Consider the following 16,776-nt stretch of genomic DNA (forward strand, 5'->3'; position numbering starts at 1 on the left):
CCGATGAGCCAGGTCGTCATCGACATCTCGGTGTCCCTGGACGGCTACGTCACCGGGCCCAATGTCAGCATCGACAACGGGCTCGGCGACGGTGGCGACGCCCTGCACTACTGGGCCTTCCAGGGCAACGCCGAAGACAACGCCGTACTGGACTCCGCGTTCGAGGAGACCGGTGCGGTCATCCAGGGCCGGAACCTGTTCGACGTGATCGATGCCCCGCAGGGCTGGAGCGACGAGCTCGGGTACGGCGCGAAGCCCACGGGTGAGGTCAATCCGCCGGTCTTCGTCGTCACCCACTCGGCGCCGGCCAAGCCCCGGCTGGGCGATCGGTTCCGCTTCGTCGGCAGTCCGGAAGAGGCCGTCGCACAGGCCAAGGAAGTTGCCGGCGACAAGGATGTCTTCGTGATGGGCGGCGGTCAGGTCTGTTACGAGGTCCTCGCTGCCGGGCTGGCCGACGTACTGCAACTGCACGTGGCACCTGTCGTCCTGGGCGGCGGGGCCCGGTTGTTCCCGGCGGAGCCCGCACAGGCCATCGAGGTCGAGTTGGTCGACGCGGTGTCCACGCCGGCCGCGCAGCACCTGACCTACCGAGTCGTGAAGGGAAAGTAGCCATGGGCAACGTCATTGCCTCCGCCGTGGTGTCGCTCGACGGGTTCGTCGCGGACACCGAGGACGGCGTCGGGCCGTTGTTCGACTGGTACGGCAACGGTCCGGTCGAGATCTACGGCACCGACCAGGGCCGCCCGTTCCATGTCAGCCAAGCCAGCGCGGACTACATGAAGTCGACCTGGCCGAACATCGCGTCGTGCGTGATCGGGCGACGCCTGTTCGACATCACGAACGGCTGGAACGGCGTACCGGCGGTGGGTGACCACGTCTTCGTCGTCACCCACGAGCCGCCGACCGACTGGCCCTTCCCGGACGCGCCGTTCACGTTCGTCAACGGGATCGAGAACGCGATCGCGCAGGCCAAGGAGCACGCCGGAGACCGAGACGTCAGCGTGACCGGTGGCAACCTCACCGGCCAGGCGATCGCGGCCGGACTGGTCGACGAGATCGCGTACAGCCTGGTCCCGGTGCTGTTCGGCACCGGCCGCAAGTTCTTCGGCGACTACGTCGGGCCGCAGGTCATGCTCGACGACCCACGCGTGGTCCAGGGCGACCGCGTCACCCACCTGCACTACCGCGTGAGCAAAGGATGATCCGCGATGACGGTCCGGGACCCGGGCTCCACTTCGGTGAAGCCCGCGTCCTGCACCACCGGTAGTCCACTGGCCAGCAAGCTCTCCCATTGAGCAGCGCTTGCAGTGCGGACCGCCAGCGCGAAGTCCGCAGCAGCCCAGGCCTTCCGCCCGACTGTCGACAGCGCCCACCAGGCGAGATGCGCACCATGACCGCACTGCGCCATCGCCTTGCCGCTTGACATCTCCAGCTCCGGATTGATCCACAGCACGGGTACGCCGGGCTCCGGCGCCGCTGGGTCCTCGGGGTCTTCGAAGTCGGTGCCACTCACCTGCAGGTTGGCGAGCTCCGGCGGTACGGCGTCCACCGGGGTCGGCGGGAACACTCGGACCTCCGCGGTCACTCCGGTCATGGTGATGCCGGGAACGGATTCGGCCCGGCGCCACTCGATACCCCGGCAGCGTTTGACGATCTTCCGGATCCGATCGTCCTGCCAGGCGGTCATCGCCTCGGCCCACTCCCCCGCACCGCTCGATCGGTCGTCGGCCAGGATCGCGAGGACCGCCCGCGCCGCGGTTTCCAGCGCGTCGGTCTGCGCCGGCCGGGCGTTCTTCTCCACCCGCACCACCAGCGTCATCACATGCTCCACGCTGTGAGTCTTTCAAACTTCTTGTCGGTCGATGGGGGTAGGTTGGCGCCATGCAGCAGTACCTGGATCTTCTACGGCACGTGCTGGACAACGGGGTGCAGAAGGGCGACCGGACCGGGACCGGCACGCTGAGCGTGTTCGGCCACCAGTCGCGCTACGACCTTCGCGCGGGATTCCCGGCGGTGACGACGAAGAAGCTGCATCTGCGGTCGGTGATCGGCGAGCTGATCTGGTTCCTCAGTGGCTCGACCAACGTCAAGTGGCTGCACGAGAACAACATCTCGATCTGGGACGAATGGGCCGACGCAGACGGCGAGCTCGGTCCGGTCTACGGCTACCAATGGCGGTCCTGGCCGACGCCGGACGGCCGGCACGTCGACCAGATCGCCGGCGTGATCGAGTCGATCAAGAACAACCCGGACTCCCGCCGGCACATCGTGAACGCCTGGAACGTCGCGGACGTGGACAGCATGGCGTTGCCGCCCTGTCACACCATGTTCCAGTTCTACGTCGCCGACGGCCGGCTGTCCTGCCAGCTCTACCAGCGCTCCGCCGACATCTTCCTCGGGGTGCCGTTCAACATCGCGTCGTACGCGCTGCTGACCCACATGGTCGCCCAGCAGACCGGACTCGAGGTCGGCGACTTCGTCCACACGCTCGGTGACGCACATCTGTACCTGAACCACCTGGACCAGGCCCGTCTGCAGCTGACCCGGGAGCCCCGCGCGCTGCCGACCTTGAAGCTGGCGGCCCGCGACTCGATCGACTCCTACGAGATCGCCGACGTCGAGCTGATCGGCTACGACCCGCACCCCGGCATCAAGGCCCCGATCGCCGTCTGACCAGGTCCCTGAGCCGTCAGCGACAACGACTACGCAACGGGACCGTCACTTGGGCCTGGAACCGCGTAGATTGTGTGCGCGTCACGGAGGTGACAGTGCGCGCGGGTGACGGGGACGCCGCGCGGAGGCCACCGGAGGGGAACGACGATGACCGAAGCCGACAACACACCAGGTACGCCGGCAGCCGCGGCCGCCGCACAGCCGGCGATGTCGCCGCTGCAGCCGCCGACCGCGACCGCGCCGGGGCTGATACTGACCGCGCCGCCGCCGTCACAGCCGGTTGCCGCGACCGCCGCACCGAGCCTGGCGCCCGCGGTTGACGCTGCCGCCCTGCCCGGCCTCGACGCCAAGGTGGACACCTTCCTGACCGCGCTGATGTCGGCCGAGCCGCGCTCGCCGGAGTTCGCGGCCAAGGCCAGTGACGTCCGCAGCATGGGCGACGTCGACATCCGCGCCGCCGCCGACAGCTCCAACCGGCTGCTCAAGTCGCCGGTGCGGGCGCTGCAGGAGGGCGGCCTGTCCGAGGGTTCGACCGTCGGCAAGACGCTGCTCGAACTGCGCCGTACGGTCGAGGACCTGGACCCGAAGGAAGCGACCGGGCCGAAGAAGCTGCTCGGGATGATCCCGTTCGGCGACAAGATCGAGGACTACTTCCGCAAGTACCAGAGCGCGCAGAGCCACCTCGAGGGCATCCTGCACGCGCTGCGCAACGGCCAGGACGAGCTCGGCAAGGACAACGCCGCGCTGAACCTGGAGAAGCAGCAACTCTGGGACGCGATGACCCGGCTGAACCAGTACGCGTACGTCGCCGAGCGGCTCGACTCCAGGCTGTCCGCGGCCATCGCCGAACTGGAGGCGACCAACCCGGACAAGGCGAAGGCGTTCCGCGAGGACGTGCTGTTCTACGTCCGGCAGAAGCACCAGGACCTACTCACCCAGCTGGCCGTGTCGATCCAGAACTATCTGGCCATCGACATCGTGATCAAGAACAACATCGAGCTGATCAAGGGCGTCGACCGCGCGTCGACCACCACGGTCTCCGCGCTGCGTACGGCGGTCATCGTGGCGCAGGCCCTGAGCAACCAGAAGCTGGTGCTGGACCAGATCAGTGCGCTGAACACGACCACCAGCAACATGATCGAGCGCACCTCGCAGATGATGAAGGACAACTCGGTCGCGATCCAGCAGCAGGCCGCGTCGGCGACGATCGGGCTGCCGCAACTGCAGGCCGCGTTCGCGAACATCTACGCGACCATGGACGCGATCGACACGTTCAAGGTGGAGGCGCTGGACAACATGGCGGCCACCATCGGAACGCTGGAGACCGAGGTGACCAAGTCCCGCAGCTACCTGGAGCGGGTCGCCCAGCAGGACCAGCGAGTCGTTCACGGCAGCCTCGACCTCGACCTCGGTCGCTGAGTCGCGGACGCCGGCTAGCGAGGGGACTGCATGGCGCTCGGTGCCCTGTTCTCAAGACTGAGTGGCTTGGCGCGGCTGACCGGCCGCAAGCAGGAGCCCGAGCCTGCCCCGACCCCCCGCGCGCCGACGAACGACGACCTGCTGGCGGCGCTGGTCCGCGTCGAGCAGCTGGTCGCGGACGGCGCCGTACCGGCCGTGGTCGCGTCGCGGGTCGGGCGAGTGGTCCGGGTGGTGCGGGAGACGATCCCGCGGCTGGGGAACCTCGGCGGGAGCGCCCAGGCGTACTCGGTGATGGCGACCGCGACGGACTATCTGCCGGAGGCGATCGGCGGCTACCTGCGGCTGCCACGGCAGTGGGCGGACACGCGGCCGGTGGACCGGGGCAAGACCTCGCTGATGATCCTGATCGACCAGTTGGACCTCCTGGGCGCAACGATGGACAAGGTGTTCGACGCGGTGAACCGGGCCGACGCGGCGGCGCTGATCGCCCACGGCCGGTTCCTGCAGGAGAAGTTCGGCACCGGCTCCACCGGCGGAGGCCTGGCCCTCGGTCCGACGGCCTCGACCCCGCCACCCGACATCACCGGACCACTACAACCACCACCCGGACGAGGAGAGGCATGAGCGGCGAGGGGGGACTCCGCGAGGCGCTGACCGAGCTGCTGGTCGTGGCCGGCCGGGCCGGTGTCGCCGAGGACCGCGCCCGCTCCGAGGCGCTGTCGCTCGCGGCCGCGCTGGCCGAGTCGGCGCCGGGCGCACCGGCCGACTGGAGCAAGGTGGTCGAGGGCGCGACGACGCAGGACTTCTTCGACGCCGCCGTCCGCGGCCGCCGGTGGCGCGGCGCACCGACCGGCGCGCTGAGCGAGCTGATCGCCGACGGCTCGGCAGAGAAGGTCGCCTACGCGGAGGCACTCGCGGAGGTGGCATCGGCGGCATGCACGCTGGGCGAGCCGACGATGCGGGTCGTGGGCAACGCCTCGGTCGCGGCGGCGGCACAGCTGCAGGCGGCAGGTGCTCGCCCGCTGCAAGTAGGCACGACGCCGACCATGCCCCCGACCGGCAATCTGGCCTCACCCGCCGCGGGCCAAGCACAGGCAGCTGCGCAGACGACGACGCAGCCGGCTGTGGAGGCCGAGCCGGCGAAGACGGTGGAAGAGCTGCTGGCTGAGCTGGACGACTTGACCGGTCTGGAGCGGGTCAAGCGGGAGGTGCACCGGCAGGTCGCCGTACTGCGGGTTGAGAAGCTGCGGACCGAGGCTGGGCTGAAGAGTCCGACCATCACGCGGCATCTGGTGTTCGTTGGCAACCCTGGCACGGGCAAGACTACGGTCGCGCGGCTGGTGAGCGGGATCTACAAGGCGCTCGGCCTGTTGTCGAAGGGGCAACTGGTCGAGGTCGACCGGTCCGAGCTCGTCGCCGGGTACCTGGGCCAGACCGCGACGAAGACAGCCGAAGTGGTCGCGTCCGCGGCCGGCGGAGTGCTCTTCATCGACGAGGCGTACAGCCTCACCGCGGGAGACACCGGCGCCGATCAGTACGGGCGTGAGGCGGTCGACACGCTGGTCAAGGAGATGGAGGACCGGCGCGACGACCTGGTCGTGATCGTTGCCGGATACCCCGAGCCGATGGAGACCTTCATCGCCGCCAACCCCGGCTTGGCCAGCCGCTTCCGGACCACGATCGCGTTCGACGACTACAGCGACGACGAGCTGACCGACATCCTGACCGGGCTGACGGAGGGCGCCGACTACGAGTTGGTGCCGGAGGCACTCGAGCGGTTCCGGGAGATCCTGGCCGGCACGCCGCGGGACCGGTCGTTCGGCAACGGGCGGTTCGCCCGGAACGCGCTGGAGGCAGCGATCGGCCGGCATGCCTGGCGGCTGCGCGACGTGACGGCACCTACCAAGGACCAACTGCGTCAGATCCTCGCCGAGGACCTCAGCGACGAAGCCGCGGACCTCAGCGACAAGGCGGAGGACCTCAGCGACGAAGCCGAGGATCACACCGACGTACCTGAGCAGGTCGAGCAGGACGAGCAAGGAGATGAGGCGTGACCCAGACACAGAGTGCGCCGCAGCCCGCGACCTGGTCGCCGCCGGCCCAGCAGCCCGGTACGCCGGCTGTGCAGCCGCCCGCCTCCCAGACCGCGAGCCGGCGGAACGCGATCGCCCGGTGGTTCGACGGCACACCCGGCCGGATGCGGGCCATCCTGATCCTGGCCGCGGCCATGAGCGTCGTCTTCGGCCTGTGCGCCGCGCAGGGGTTCCGTCAGTCCGACGGTGCCCTGACGCGCGCCGAGGAGAACGCCGCCCAACTCGTCCGGATCCAGGAGATCCACACCAACCTGGTCAGCGCCAACGCCGACGCGACGAACGCCTTCCTGGTCGGCGGTCTCGAGCCGCCGGCGCAGCGCCAGCACTTCGTCGACTCGATGGCGTCGGCCGCGGGCCTGATCGCCGAGGCTGCCACCGCGCAACCCGCGGATCAGGAGGCGCTCGGCGCGCTCAACAAGACGCTGCTGACGTACCAGGGCCTGATCGAGCAGGCACGGGCGAACAACCGCCAGGGTCTCCCGATCGGATCGCAGTACTTGAGGGACGCCAACGCGGTCCTGCAGAACGACTCGCTCCCGCTGGTTCAGGCGCTGGTCCAGGCCAACGAGGACCGGACCGCCGACGAGTTCGGCGCCGTCAGCGACGGCACCATCTGGGTCCTCGTGGCCGGCGTCCTCACGCTCCTCGTCTTCGCCTTCGCCCTCCGCTGGCTGGCCCGGCGTACGCATCGCTACATCAACGTGCCGATCGCGGCCGGTGCTCTCCTCGTCCTGGTGACTGTGATCGTCGGCAGCGTCGCCCTGTCCTCCGCGGCCGGCGACGCCTCCGACACGGAGGCCGATGCGTACGCCGACACCCTGGCGATGTCCCGGGCCCGGATCGCGGCGTACGACGCCCGATCGAACGAGAGCCTCACGCTGATCGCCCGCGGCTCGGGTGATGCCTTCGACAAGGCGTACCAGGCCGCGGCCGGCCGGGTCGAGGAGCAACTGAGCAAGCTCTCGGGTACGGCGGCCGACAGCATCCGCACCGACTGGGACGCCTACCGGACCGTCCACGCCGAGGTCCGGAAGCGGGACGGGGCCGGTCAGTGGGACAGCGCCGTGGACCTCGCCATCGGGACCTCGAAGGACCCGGCGAACTCGGTCAAGACGTTCCAGGCCTTCGACCAGACCTCGGCCGACCAACTGACGAACACCAGCGCGGCGGTCACGTCCAATCTCTCCGACTCCCGCAACGGTCTGCCGCCGATCGGCTGGCTCGGCCTGCCGATCGGCATCGCGGCGGCGTTGCTCGTCGCCTGGGGCATGTCGCAGCGACTGGAGGAGTACCGATGAAGAAACTCACCCCGGTCGTGGTCGTGGCCGCTCTGCTCCTGACCGCCTGCGGCTCAGGCAACTACGAAGCCACCCAGATCCCCGCCAAGCCGGCCCCGAAAGTAACCACCGCGGCACCGCCGGCGCCCGCCAAGCCGTGCGCAGACGGCCAGGACCCCTTGGCGTCGTATGCACCGGACGCCAACGTGCCGGCACCCGGAAGCCAGATGCCGGCCGGGACGATCCTGGAGAAGATCCAGAACCGCGGCCGCCTGATCGCCGGAGTCTCCGCGGACAGCCTCAACCTCGGCTCGCGGAACCCGATCACCGGCCGGATCGAGGGCTTCGACATCGACATGATCAACATGGTCGCGGACGCGATCTTCGGCGCACCGGCACCAGGCCAGCCGCACAAGGTCGAACTGCGGGTGATCTCCAGCCCGCAGCGGATCCCGTTGCTGATGGACGGTTCGGTCGACATCGTCGCCCGGAACATGACCATCAACTGTGCCCGCTGGGATCAGATCGCCTTCTCCGCCGAGTACTACCGCTCCGGCCAGAAGACGCTGGTGCAGTCCGACTCGACGGCGAAGGGCGTCGCCGATCTGTCCGGTCAGACGATCTGCGCGCCGGCGGGGTCGACCAGCCTGGACAACCTGAAGCGCAAGAACCCGGCGGTCAAGCCGGTCACCGCCGACTCCGACACCGGCTGTCTGGTTCTGTTCCAGCAGGGCAAGGCGGCCGGGATCTCCGGCGACGACACGGTGCTGGCCGGCGATGCGGCACAGGACCCGTACGCCAAGATTCTCCCGGAGCGGTTCAGCGACGAGCCGTACGGCCTCGGCTTCCAGAAGAACCATCCCGAGTTCGTGCGCCTGGTGAACAAGGCGCTCGCGGACATGAAGGCCGACGGCCGCTGGCAGGCGTCGTACACCAAGTGGCTCGGCAAGCTGGGCAAGACGAATCCGCCGGCACCGATCTACGGCCGGACCCAGGGCCTGTCGTCATGACCGTTCGTACGCCGACTGCCTCGGCGCCGGCACCGCCGGGGAAGATGGGGAGCAGCGTTCCGGCGACGGAGCTACTCTCGTTCCTCGACGCGCTGGGGACGTGGCGCGACCGGCGGAAGGCCGAGCTGGACGAGCTCGACCAGGCCGCCCTGCACTCCCCCGAGTCCGACGCGCTGAGCGCGGACGTCGTACTCGCGATGGCGGTCTGGAAGGCGGTGTCGGATCGGTACGAGCTGATCCTGATCACCTGGGACTCGGGCCGGGTCGGGACGAAGGAGACCGAGCGGATCAGCACGTTGATCTGGGGCGGTCTGGACACCGGCGGCGCCGGTGGATCGCTCGCGGTTTCGTTGCCCGAGGCATGCAAGTTGTCGGACGCGCTGGCGTCGAGCCTGCGAGCCAAGCTCGCGCTGGAGCCGGGCGACGCCGACCTGGCTGCCCGGCTGCGGCAACTGCGCGCCCAGGTCGAGCGGATCAACGACCTCGTGAAGCTCGAGCCGGCCGGCACCCGCAACGCAGCGATCGCGGAGCACCACGACCTCGATCGCCGGGTGACAGACCTGGCCGACCGGAACAAGCGCGGCGCGGACATCGGCGGGCTGATCGGTCCGCTGGAGATCGACCTGGCCCGGAGCGAGCGAGACCTCATCGTCGGCGCCGCGACCCGCAAGGAGCGCGCGGCCGACGTCGCGCGCGCACGCTCGCTGCGCAGCGAGCTGGAGGCACAGGGTCAGGCGGTGCGCAGTCTCGCCGACAAGGCGGTTGCCGCGGTCACACCGGCGCCGCGTCTCGCCGTACCTGATGTGACTGCGCTCGGACCGGTGCCGAACACTCCGTCCGAGCTGGAGAAGTACCTGACCCGGCTGGACGCCGTACGACGGGCGCTCGGGCAGGCACAGGCGGCGTACGGCGCCGTACTGGAACGGCGGGACGAGTTGGCCGCCCGGCTGGACGCGTACCAGGTGAAGGCGGCGAGTGTTGCCCCAGGCAATGAAGATCTCGCCGAGCTGTACCGGCGCGGCCGTGCGGTGATCGAGTCGGAACCGGTGGAGCTGGCCCGGCTGGGTGCACTGGTGACGGCTTACCAGGCCTACCTGGAAGCCACAGGAGGGACGAAATGACCACGACCATCGCCTGTACGCAGCCCGGCTGCACCGGGAGCATCCAGGACGGGTACTGCGACGTGTGCGGCTCGCCCGCTGCTGCAGCGGCGACCAGTGTGAGCCCGTCGACCGGCGCCTGCACACAGCCCGGCTGCACCGGCACGTATGTGGACGGCTACTGCGATGTCTGTGGCTCACCGGCACCCTCTGGTGCGGTCAGCCCGTCCGCTGTTGTCGGAGCTCCCAGCGTGACCGCGCCGGACCTGCCGGACCCGATCAGCACCCCTTCAACGGTTTCGCGCGCCTCCAACCGGCTCGCATCAACCCCACTCGGCTCGGCTCGAGCGGGCGCGGCCGGCTCGAAGCTGACCCGCAAACTGGGTACGTCGTCCACACGGCTGCGCGGAGCACGACTCGGCGCCGGCCTGACCCATGTACCGTCGATCCCCGCGATCGACGCCAGCAAAGCGATCCTGGTCAACCCGATGGTCCCCGAGGACCGCCGGAACTGCCCGAGCTGCGGCCATGAGGTGGGCCGCGCCCGCGGCGACCAGCCCGGCCGGACCGAGGGCTTCTGCCCGAAGTGCCGGAGCAAGTTCTCGTTCTCGCCGAAGCTGCACGCCGGTGACCTGGTCGGCGGCCAGTACCAGGTGGCCGGCTGCCTGGCGCACGGCGGCTTCGGCTGGATCTATCTGGCCCGGGACAAGAACGTGTCCGACCGGTGGGTGGTGCTGAAAGGCCTGCTCAACTCCGAGGACCCGGACGCGGTCGCCGCCGCGATCGCCGAGCAGCAGTTCCTGGCCCGCGTCGAGCACCCGCTGATCGTCGAGATCTACAACTTCGTCACCCACGACGGTGCCGGCTACATCGTGATGGAGTACGTCGGCGGCACCTCGCTGAAGACGTTGCTCAAGCAACGGATGGCCGCGAACCGCGGGCAGTACGACGCGCTGCCGATCGACCAGGCAATCGCGTACATCCTGGAGATCCTGCCCGCGTTCTCGTACCTGCACGACCTCGAGCTGCTGTACTGCGACTTCAAGCCGGACAACATCATCCAGGTCGGCGACGCGGTCAAGCTGATCGACCTCGGCGGGGTCCGGCGGATCGACGACCTCGACTCGGCGATCTACGGCACGGTCGGCTTCCAGGCTCCCGAGGTGGCCGAGGTCGGGCCGTCGGTCGCGTCCGACATCTACACGCTCGGCCGGACGCTGTGCGTGCTGGCGATGGAGTTCCGCGGCTACCAGTCGCGGTACGTCGATTCGCTGCCGCCGGTGAACGACGTACCGCTGTTCCAGAAGTACGACTCGGTGTACCGGCTGCTGGCCAAGGCGTGCGCGAAGGACCCGGCGGACCGGTTCCAATCGGCCGACGAGTTCCGCGTGCAGCTGCTCGGCGTACTGCGAGAGGTTGTCGCGGACAAGCAAGGCGTCAAGGCCGCGCAGCACTCGGCGTCGTCGTTGCTGTTCGGCACGCCTGGTGACAAGTCGGCAGGGCTGGGAGATGCCGCCGAGCCTTGGCAGCAGCTGCCTTCGCTGGCGCCGGACGACAGCGACAAGATGGCCGGCTGGCTGAAGACCGTGAGCGTTCCGGACGCCGGCAAGCGGCTCGAACTGCTGGTGGACGCGCCGGAGTCGTCGGCGCAGATCCTGCTGGAGATCGCAGCGGCCGCGCTCGAGGTGGGCGAGGAACGGTACGACATGGTCGACACCGCGGTGTCCGACCTGCTCGCCGAGGACCCGTGGGAGTGGCGGGCGGTCTGGATGGCCGGCCTGGTCGCTCTTGCCCGCGGCGACTCGCCCGGCGCGCAGTCGGCTTTCAACGCCGTTTACGGCCAGGTGCCGGGTGAGCTCGGGCCGAAGCTGGCACTGGCGATCGCCTGCGAACAGAGCGGCGAGTACGACGTTGCCGAGGGCCTCTACCTCACCTGCGCCCGCACGGACGCCAACTACATCGCCCCCTCGGCCTTCGGTCTGGCGGCCATCCGCACGCAGCGGAACGACCTCGACGGAGCCCTGGCCGCGCTCGACCTGGTGCCACGAACCAGCGGCGAGTACGTGCGGGCTCGTCGCCAGCGAGCCGGTCTGCTGGCAGGATCGGGGCGTGGCCTGCCCGCGCTCGCTCAGGCGATGGACAGCATCGACGCGCTGACCATCGACCCGGTCGACCGGGCCAACCTGGCCGCGGACGTGTTCCGGACCGCGCTGGCCGAGGTCCAGCAGTCCGGTCCGCAGGAAGGGCTGCGGATCGACGGACGGGAGGCGACCGAGCCGGCCCTGCGGGACGGGCTCGAGGCCACCTACCGGCAACTGGCCGACCAGGCCGAGAGCCGGCCGGAACGGATCGCCCTGGTCGACCAGGCCAACGAGGTTCGAGGATGGACGTTGCGATGACGAGTACGACCCAGACGGTCTGCCCCAACTGTGGCGGGCAGGTGTCCGAGGCCGATCGCTTCTGCGAGGCCTGTGGCGCCGAGCTCAACCCGACGGCCGCCGCCCCCGCCAGTCCCGCGTTGGACACCGACACCGAGCCCACGGTCGAGATCAGCACCGACCCTGCGGCGGAACCGGTCGGTCCGTGCCGGTCCTGTGGTGGTGCGATCGGGGCAGAGGGTTACTGCGAGACCTGCGGTACGAAGGCGAGCAAGCCGCGCGACCACTTCGACGAGCACCCCGCACCGTGGGTGGCCGGCGTATGCGACCGCGGCATCCGGCACAGCCGCAACGAGGATGCGCTGGCCATCGCGGCCGACGCGGAGCCGGGCAGTCGGGCACTCCTGGTCGTCTGTGACGGTGTGAGCTCGTCACTCGACTCGGACGTCGCCAGTCTGGCCGCAGCACGTGCCGCCCGCGAGGTGCTGGTGGCCGGGCATGCCCAGGGCATCGGCACCGAGTCGTCGCACAGCAACGCGATCGTGGCCAGGCTGAAGGCGGCTGCCGATGCGGCCAATGACGCCGTACTGGACAACACGAGTCCGGACAGTCCGAACCCTGCGTCGTGCACGTTCGTGGCCGCCGTTCTGGAGGACGGTCTGCTGGTGGCTGGTGCGGTCGGCGACAGCCGCGCCTACTGGTTCCCGGACGAGGACGAAGCGGTCGCACTGACCGTGGACGACTCGTGGGCCGCGGAGTTGATCGCGACCGGCATCCCCCGCGCCGAGGCGGAGTCCGGTCCGCACGCGCACGCGATCACGCGCTGGCTCGGCAAGGACGCACCGGACCACACACCCCGGACCACCACGCTCCGCCCGGCCGGACCGGGCTGGATCCTGGTCTGCTCAGACGGGTTGTGGAACTACTGCTCCGAGGCGGCACCGCTGGCCGACCTCGTACGTCAGACCGCTGCGGCGCACGGTGGCGAGCCGCTGGCCACCGCGTCCGCCCTGGTCGACTGGGCCAACGCCCAGGGCGGTCAGGACAACATCACCGTCGCGCTGGCGCGGCTCTAGCTTCAGGAAAGGACGCCGAGATGGCTGAGTTCTCCGCCACCGTCTACCAGAACGAGTTCCTGCCCGACGGCGGGACCGACGTACACGCGATCGTCACGGTGAACTGCAGCGGCGCCGGTGCGGCCGGGCAGTCCGGCAGCGGTGACGCCGGCGAGATCATCATCGTCGACACGTCCGGCTCGATGGGCGCCGACGGCGTTCGGGCCGCCGGAGTCGCCGCGCAGACCGCGCTCGACCAGATCCTCGACGGCGTCTGGTTCGCGGTCATCTCCGGCAACGACCGCGCGCAGCTGGCGTTCCCGCCCTCGCCGGAGCCGGTGATGGTGAAGATGGACCAGTTCACCCGGCAGGCGGCCAAGGACGCCGTGGCCCGGTTCTATGCCGACGGTGGGACCGCGATGGGCACCTGGCTGCGGCTGGCGTCGCGGGTGTTCGCGACCGTGCCGTCGCTGACCCAGAAGCACGCGATCCTGCTCACCGACGGCGAGAACCAGCACGAGACGCCCGAGGTACTGACCGAGACCATCAAGGCGGTCACCGGCCAGTTCCAGTGCGACACCCGCGGTGTCGGCGTGGCCTGGCAGGTCGACGAGGTACGGCGGATCGCTCAAGCGCTGCTCGGCACCGTCGACATCATCCCGGCGCCGGACCAGCTGGCGGCCGAGTTCTCCAAGCTGATCCGGAACGCGATGAGCCGTGGTGTCGCGCAGGCCGACCTCCGGGTCTGGGCTCCGCAGGGTGCCGAGGTGCTGTTCGTCCGGCAGGTCGCGCCGACGGTTGAGGACCTGACATCCCGTCGTACGGCGATCAATCCGCTGACCGGCTCGTATCCGACCGGCTCGTGGGGTGACGAGTCACGTGACTACCACGTGGCGATCCGGCTCGCTGCGAAGGGGATCGGCCAGGAGCAGTTGGCCGCTCGGGTGCAGCTGGTCCTCGGCGCCGACGTGGTCGCACAGGGCCTGGTCAAGGCGCTGTGGTCCGCGGACGAGGCGCTCACCACGCGCATCAGTCCCGAGGTCGCGCACTACACCGGGCAGACCGAGCTGGCCGACGCGATCCAGGAAGGCCTGGCCGCGAAGGCCGCCGGCGACACCGAGACCGCGACCACCAAGCTCGGCCGGGCAGTCCAGCTGGCCGCGCAGACCGGCAACGAGGAAGCGACCACCCGGCTGCGCAAGGTGGTCGACATCGACGACCAGGAGGCGGGTACCGTGCGGCTGAAGCGGACCGTCGAGAAGGCCGACGAGATGGCCCTCGATACGGCCTCCACCAAGACCACCCGGGTGAAGAAATGAGCACGGTCAACTGTCCGAGCGGACACCCGTCCACCTCGACCGACTACTGCGACGTCTGCGGCCTGCCGATCGGCACCGCGGCGACCCCGGCCGCAGCCTCTGTGCCGGCGCCGGCCGTAGCTGCGCCTTCGCCTGCCCCCGCGCCGACGGCTCAGACGTGCCCGAACTGCTCGGAGCCGGCTGCCACGGACGCCTTGTTCTGCGAGAGCTGCGGCTACGACTTCACCACCGGCACCATGCCGCGGGCCGCGTCCTCGCTCGACCTGTCGGCGCCCGGTGCGCCGGTGCCGCCGATGCCCCCAGCGCCTGCCGAGGTCGCTGAATGGGTCGTCGAGCGGTGGGTCGATCCGGACTGGTACGCCGTACAGCAGAGCGACGACCCATGTCCGTCACCCGGCCTGCCGGTCGTGATCCCGCTGAACGACAAGAGCGTGCTGGTCGGCCGCCCATCCCGCAGCCGCGGCATCACGCCCGAGGTCGACTGCGGAGACGACACCGGGGTCAGCCGACGGCAGGCCCAGCTGACGACTGACGGTCAGCGCTGGTGGGTCGAGGATTTGCAGTCCTCCAACGGGACCTACGTCGGGCCCGCGTCCGGACCACTTCCCGAGGACCCGATCTCGCCTGGGCAGCGGCGCGAACTGAACCCGGACGACCGCGTGTACGTCGGCGCCTGGACTCGCCTCGTCGTACGCAAATCCACCCCGGAAGAACGCGCCGGCCAGGCCTGAGGTTTGGGTTCAGCCCCGACGCGGCCGCCACGCGCGCTCCTATCGTCGCGTGCTCGCAACCGCTCCCACCCGTTACCTTCTTCCATGCTTGCGCCGGACTCCTCCGTCGTCCGGCTTGTCGACTGCCCCGGTGGACACGCCAGCCGTGAGCCCTCAGCCCACCGCGGATCGCGGGCGGTCCACACCATTGATCGGGAGGTGGTCCGCAGAGGTCAGGGGACCAGAACCAGCTTGCCGCGGACGCCTCCCGCTCTCAGCAGTTCAAGGGCGTCGGCGGCCTCAGTAAGGGCGAAGGTCTTGGCTACGGTCGTGGTGATCTGGCCGGCCTCGGCGGCGCGCACGATCTCATCCAGGCGCCGGCCGTCGGGCTCGGCGCGGACGATCGTGGGCTCGATGCCACGCTCAGCGGTGAACTGACCGCCAGGGACCCAGAACTCCGGGACAGCCGTGACATACCTGCCGCCGTCGCGGACCGCGGCGAACGCCGCACGTGCCCTCGGACCTCCGACGACGTCGAGGGCGGCGTCAACCGAGGCGGGTGCGGGCGTGGTCGTCCTGTCCGGCGTGAGGACGCTGATTCCCCGGGCGACGGCTAGCTCAGCCGCGAACCGGCCGACCGCACCACGTGCTCCGTTGACTACGAGCGTCTGCCCGGCGTCCAGATCGAGGAGGTCGAGCGCCTGGTGGGCGGTGAGTGCGGCCAGCGGCAGTGTGGCGGCCTCGACCCAGTCGAGGTTCGCCGGCGCCGCAGCCAGGTGTCCCGCCGGGAGCGTCACGTACTCCGCATAGCCACCGACCTGCGTCCGAGAATGACCGGTGCTCGCGATCACCGCAGCCCCGATCTCCCAGTCGCCCGCCTCGACCACACCGGCCACGTCGTACCCGGGGACGAGCGGCAGCCGGAGTTCGTCGTACCAGCGGTAGTTCCCGGCCACCATGCCCAGGTCGGCCTGGTTGACCGCCGCGGCCATGACCTTGATCAGGACCTCGCCGTCAGCCGGTCGCCTCACCGGCAGGGTGTGCGGTCGCAGGGCCGCTCCGGGGCCGACTCGATCGGTTGCCATCACGCGCATCGTCGTCATGTTCCCGACCGTAGGCAGTCTCGGGTCGGTCGTCGTTGATCGAGATCAATCGCCCCCGGATCCGGCTCAGCGCCTCAGGTGTGACACCGACGTACGACGCGATCTGGCGCTGGGTCAAACGGTTCGCGAGTGCGCCGTGGTCGGCGAGGAACTGCCGGTACCGCGCGGTCGCGTCGGTCAGCAGGAGCTCGCTCTGCCGTTGTTCGACGCGAAGGTAGAGCTCTTCGGTCAGCCGGGCGACGAGCCGCTGCCAGCCCGGATTCGCGGCGACCATCGCGTCGTACCCGGACCGCGGGGCGACCATGAGTTCGGCCGGTTCGAGCGCCTCGATCGTGAGCTGCGAGGCCTCCTTGCGCAGTGCTGCGCTGTACGCACAGACAAGCTCGCCCTCGGCGCGGAATCCCATCGTCCGCTCGGTCCCGGCCGGGTCGGTGGCGTACAGCCGGAACAGTCCACGCTCAACGAATCCGACCCGATCGGGCCGATCGCCGGCCCGGACCATCAGCTCACCGCGCTCGACCCGCGCGGGCCGAAACACGTCGCGCCCACGAGCCGCCTCGGCCGCGGGGAGCTGAGCCAGGAAGCGCTCGAATTCACTCATGCCTTCACAACACCATCCACCCGCCGCAGTCGACAACC

General features: G+C 69.7%; 16 protein-coding genes. 13 read left to right on the plus strand and 3 right to left on the minus strand.

What is annotated here, in order from left to right; genetic code table 11:
- The first annotated feature begins 3 nt into the window (after positions 1–3).
- The gene (locus tag E0H75_RS39660) at positions 4–609 is read left to right on the plus strand and encodes a dihydrofolate reductase family protein (RefSeq protein ID WP_131518888.1); all 606 of its coding nucleotides are present in this window, start codon (positions 4–6) and stop codon (positions 607–609) included.
- A 2-nt stretch (positions 610–611) separates the two neighbouring features.
- Positions 612–1,202, plus strand: coding sequence for a dihydrofolate reductase family protein (locus tag E0H75_RS39665; RefSeq protein ID WP_131518889.1), 591 nt, complete (start codon positions 612–614; stop codon positions 1,200–1,202).
- Here E0H75_RS39665 and E0H75_RS39670 read toward each other — a convergent pair.
- Complete coding sequence (locus E0H75_RS39670; protein ID WP_238163545.1) at positions 1,181–1,831, minus strand: peptidyl-tRNA hydrolase; 651 nt, start codon at positions 1,829–1,831, stop codon at positions 1,181–1,183. The two genes, E0H75_RS39665 and E0H75_RS39670, sit on opposite strands and share 22 nt — an antisense overlap.
- A 50-nt stretch (positions 1,832–1,881) precedes the next feature.
- Here E0H75_RS39670 and E0H75_RS39675 point away from each other — a divergent pair, with 50 nt between their 5' ends.
- From E0H75_RS39675 to E0H75_RS39725, 11 genes are all read left to right on the plus strand, one after another.
- The gene (locus tag E0H75_RS39675; RefSeq protein WP_131518890.1) at positions 1,882–2,673 is read left to right on the plus strand and encodes a thymidylate synthase; all 792 of its coding nucleotides are present in this window, start codon (positions 1,882–1,884) and stop codon (positions 2,671–2,673) included.
- Between the two features lie 147 nt (positions 2,674–2,820).
- A complete protein-coding gene (locus E0H75_RS39680) occupies positions 2,821–4,092 on the plus strand; it encodes a toxic anion resistance protein (protein ID WP_131518891.1) in 1,272 nt (423 codons plus the stop codon).
- Between the two features lie 30 nt (positions 4,093–4,122).
- Positions 4,123–4,716 (plus strand): hypothetical protein, encoded by a 594-nt coding sequence (locus E0H75_RS39685; RefSeq protein WP_131518892.1) that lies wholly within the window; start codon positions 4,123–4,125, stop codon positions 4,714–4,716.
- Positions 4,713–6,146 (plus strand): AAA family ATPase, encoded by a 1,434-nt coding sequence (locus E0H75_RS39690; protein ID WP_131518893.1) that lies wholly within the window; start codon positions 4,713–4,715, stop codon positions 6,144–6,146. The genes E0H75_RS39685 and E0H75_RS39690 overlap by 4 nt, the downstream gene beginning before the upstream one ends.
- Entirely contained in the window at positions 6,143–7,483 is a 1,341-nt protein-coding gene (locus tag E0H75_RS39695) for a hypothetical protein (RefSeq protein ID WP_131518894.1), read from the plus strand. Before E0H75_RS39690 ends, E0H75_RS39695 begins: the two co-directional genes overlap by 4 nt.
- A complete protein-coding gene (locus E0H75_RS39700; protein WP_131518895.1) occupies positions 7,480–8,472 on the plus strand; it encodes a glutamate ABC transporter substrate-binding protein in 993 nt (330 codons plus the stop codon). The genes E0H75_RS39695 and E0H75_RS39700 overlap by 4 nt, the downstream gene beginning before the upstream one ends.
- Positions 8,469–9,593 (plus strand): hypothetical protein, encoded by a 1,125-nt coding sequence (locus tag E0H75_RS39705; RefSeq protein ID WP_131518896.1) that lies wholly within the window; start codon positions 8,469–8,471, stop codon positions 9,591–9,593. Before E0H75_RS39700 ends, E0H75_RS39705 begins: the two co-directional genes overlap by 4 nt.
- Positions 9,590–11,971: a serine/threonine-protein kinase gene (locus E0H75_RS39710; RefSeq protein WP_131518897.1), complete on the plus strand. Its 2,382-nt coding sequence runs from the start codon at positions 9,590–9,592 to the stop codon at positions 11,969–11,971. Before E0H75_RS39705 ends, E0H75_RS39710 begins: the two co-directional genes overlap by 4 nt.
- Positions 11,968–13,026, plus strand: a complete 1,059-nt coding sequence (locus E0H75_RS39715) for a PP2C family protein-serine/threonine phosphatase (protein ID WP_238163546.1) — start codon at positions 11,968–11,970, stop codon at positions 13,024–13,026. Before E0H75_RS39710 ends, E0H75_RS39715 begins: the two co-directional genes overlap by 4 nt.
- Positions 13,027–13,046: 20 nt before the next feature.
- The gene (locus E0H75_RS39720; protein WP_131518899.1) at positions 13,047–14,324 is read left to right on the plus strand and encodes a vWA domain-containing protein; all 1,278 of its coding nucleotides are present in this window, start codon (positions 13,047–13,049) and stop codon (positions 14,322–14,324) included.
- Complete coding sequence (locus E0H75_RS39725) at positions 14,321–15,055, plus strand: FHA domain-containing protein (RefSeq protein ID WP_131518900.1); 735 nt, start codon at positions 14,321–14,323, stop codon at positions 15,053–15,055. The genes E0H75_RS39720 and E0H75_RS39725 overlap by 4 nt, the downstream gene beginning before the upstream one ends.
- A gap of 212 nt (positions 15,056–15,267) precedes the next feature.
- Here E0H75_RS39725 and E0H75_RS39730 read toward each other — a convergent pair whose 3' ends face one another.
- Both E0H75_RS39730 and E0H75_RS39735 read right to left on the minus strand, forming a co-directional pair.
- Positions 15,268–16,137, minus strand: a complete 870-nt coding sequence (locus E0H75_RS39730; protein ID WP_131518901.1) for an NADP-dependent oxidoreductase — start codon at positions 16,135–16,137, stop codon at positions 15,268–15,270.
- Positions 16,049–16,738, minus strand: a complete 690-nt coding sequence (locus tag E0H75_RS39735) for a Crp/Fnr family transcriptional regulator (RefSeq protein ID WP_131518902.1) — start codon at positions 16,736–16,738, stop codon at positions 16,049–16,051. The genes E0H75_RS39730 and E0H75_RS39735 overlap by 89 nt, the downstream gene beginning before the upstream one ends.
- Positions 16,739–16,776 lie beyond the last annotated feature (38 nt).

The organism is Kribbella capetownensis (assembly GCF_004331485.1).
GTDB lineage: Bacteria > Actinomycetota > Actinomycetes > Propionibacteriales > Kribbellaceae > Kribbella > Kribbella capetownensis.

Excerpts from the sequence above, each read along its gene's own strand:
- E0H75_RS39660 (WP_131518888.1), top strand. The coding sequence starts at position 4 with ATGAGCCAGGTCGTCATCGACATCTCGGTGTCCCTGGACGGCTACGTC.
- E0H75_RS39665 (WP_131518889.1), top strand. The coding sequence starts at position 612 with ATGGGCAACGTCATTGCCTCCGCCGTGGTGTCGCTCGACGGGTTCGTC.
- E0H75_RS39675 (WP_131518890.1), top strand. The coding sequence starts at position 1,882 with ATGCAGCAGTACCTGGATCTTCTACGGCACGTGCTGGACAACGGGGTG.
- E0H75_RS39680 (WP_131518891.1), top strand. The coding sequence starts at position 2,821 with ATGACCGAAGCCGACAACACACCAGGTACGCCGGCAGCCGCGGCCGCC.
- E0H75_RS39685 (WP_131518892.1), top strand. The coding sequence starts at position 4,123 with ATGGCGCTCGGTGCCCTGTTCTCAAGACTGAGTGGCTTGGCGCGGCTG.
- E0H75_RS39690 (WP_131518893.1), top strand. The coding sequence starts at position 4,713 with ATGAGCGGCGAGGGGGGACTCCGCGAGGCGCTGACCGAGCTGCTGGTC.
- E0H75_RS39700 (WP_131518895.1), top strand. The coding sequence starts at position 7,480 with ATGAAGAAACTCACCCCGGTCGTGGTCGTGGCCGCTCTGCTCCTGACC.
- E0H75_RS39705 (WP_131518896.1), top strand. The coding sequence starts at position 8,469 with ATGACCGTTCGTACGCCGACTGCCTCGGCGCCGGCACCGCCGGGGAAG.
- E0H75_RS39710 (WP_131518897.1), top strand. The coding sequence starts at position 9,590 with ATGACCACGACCATCGCCTGTACGCAGCCCGGCTGCACCGGGAGCATC.
- E0H75_RS39715 (WP_238163546.1), top strand. The coding sequence starts at position 11,968 with ATGACGAGTACGACCCAGACGGTCTGCCCCAACTGTGGCGGGCAGGTG.
- E0H75_RS39720 (WP_131518899.1), top strand. The coding sequence starts at position 13,047 with ATGGCTGAGTTCTCCGCCACCGTCTACCAGAACGAGTTCCTGCCCGAC.
- E0H75_RS39725 (WP_131518900.1), top strand. The coding sequence starts at position 14,321 with ATGAGCACGGTCAACTGTCCGAGCGGACACCCGTCCACCTCGACCGAC.
- E0H75_RS39730 (WP_131518901.1), bottom strand. The coding sequence starts at position 16,137 with ATGACGACGATGCGCGTGATGGCAACCGATCGAGTCGGCCCCGGAGCG.
- E0H75_RS39735 (WP_131518902.1), bottom strand. The coding sequence starts at position 16,738 with ATGAGTGAATTCGAGCGCTTCCTGGCTCAGCTCCCCGCGGCCGAGGCG.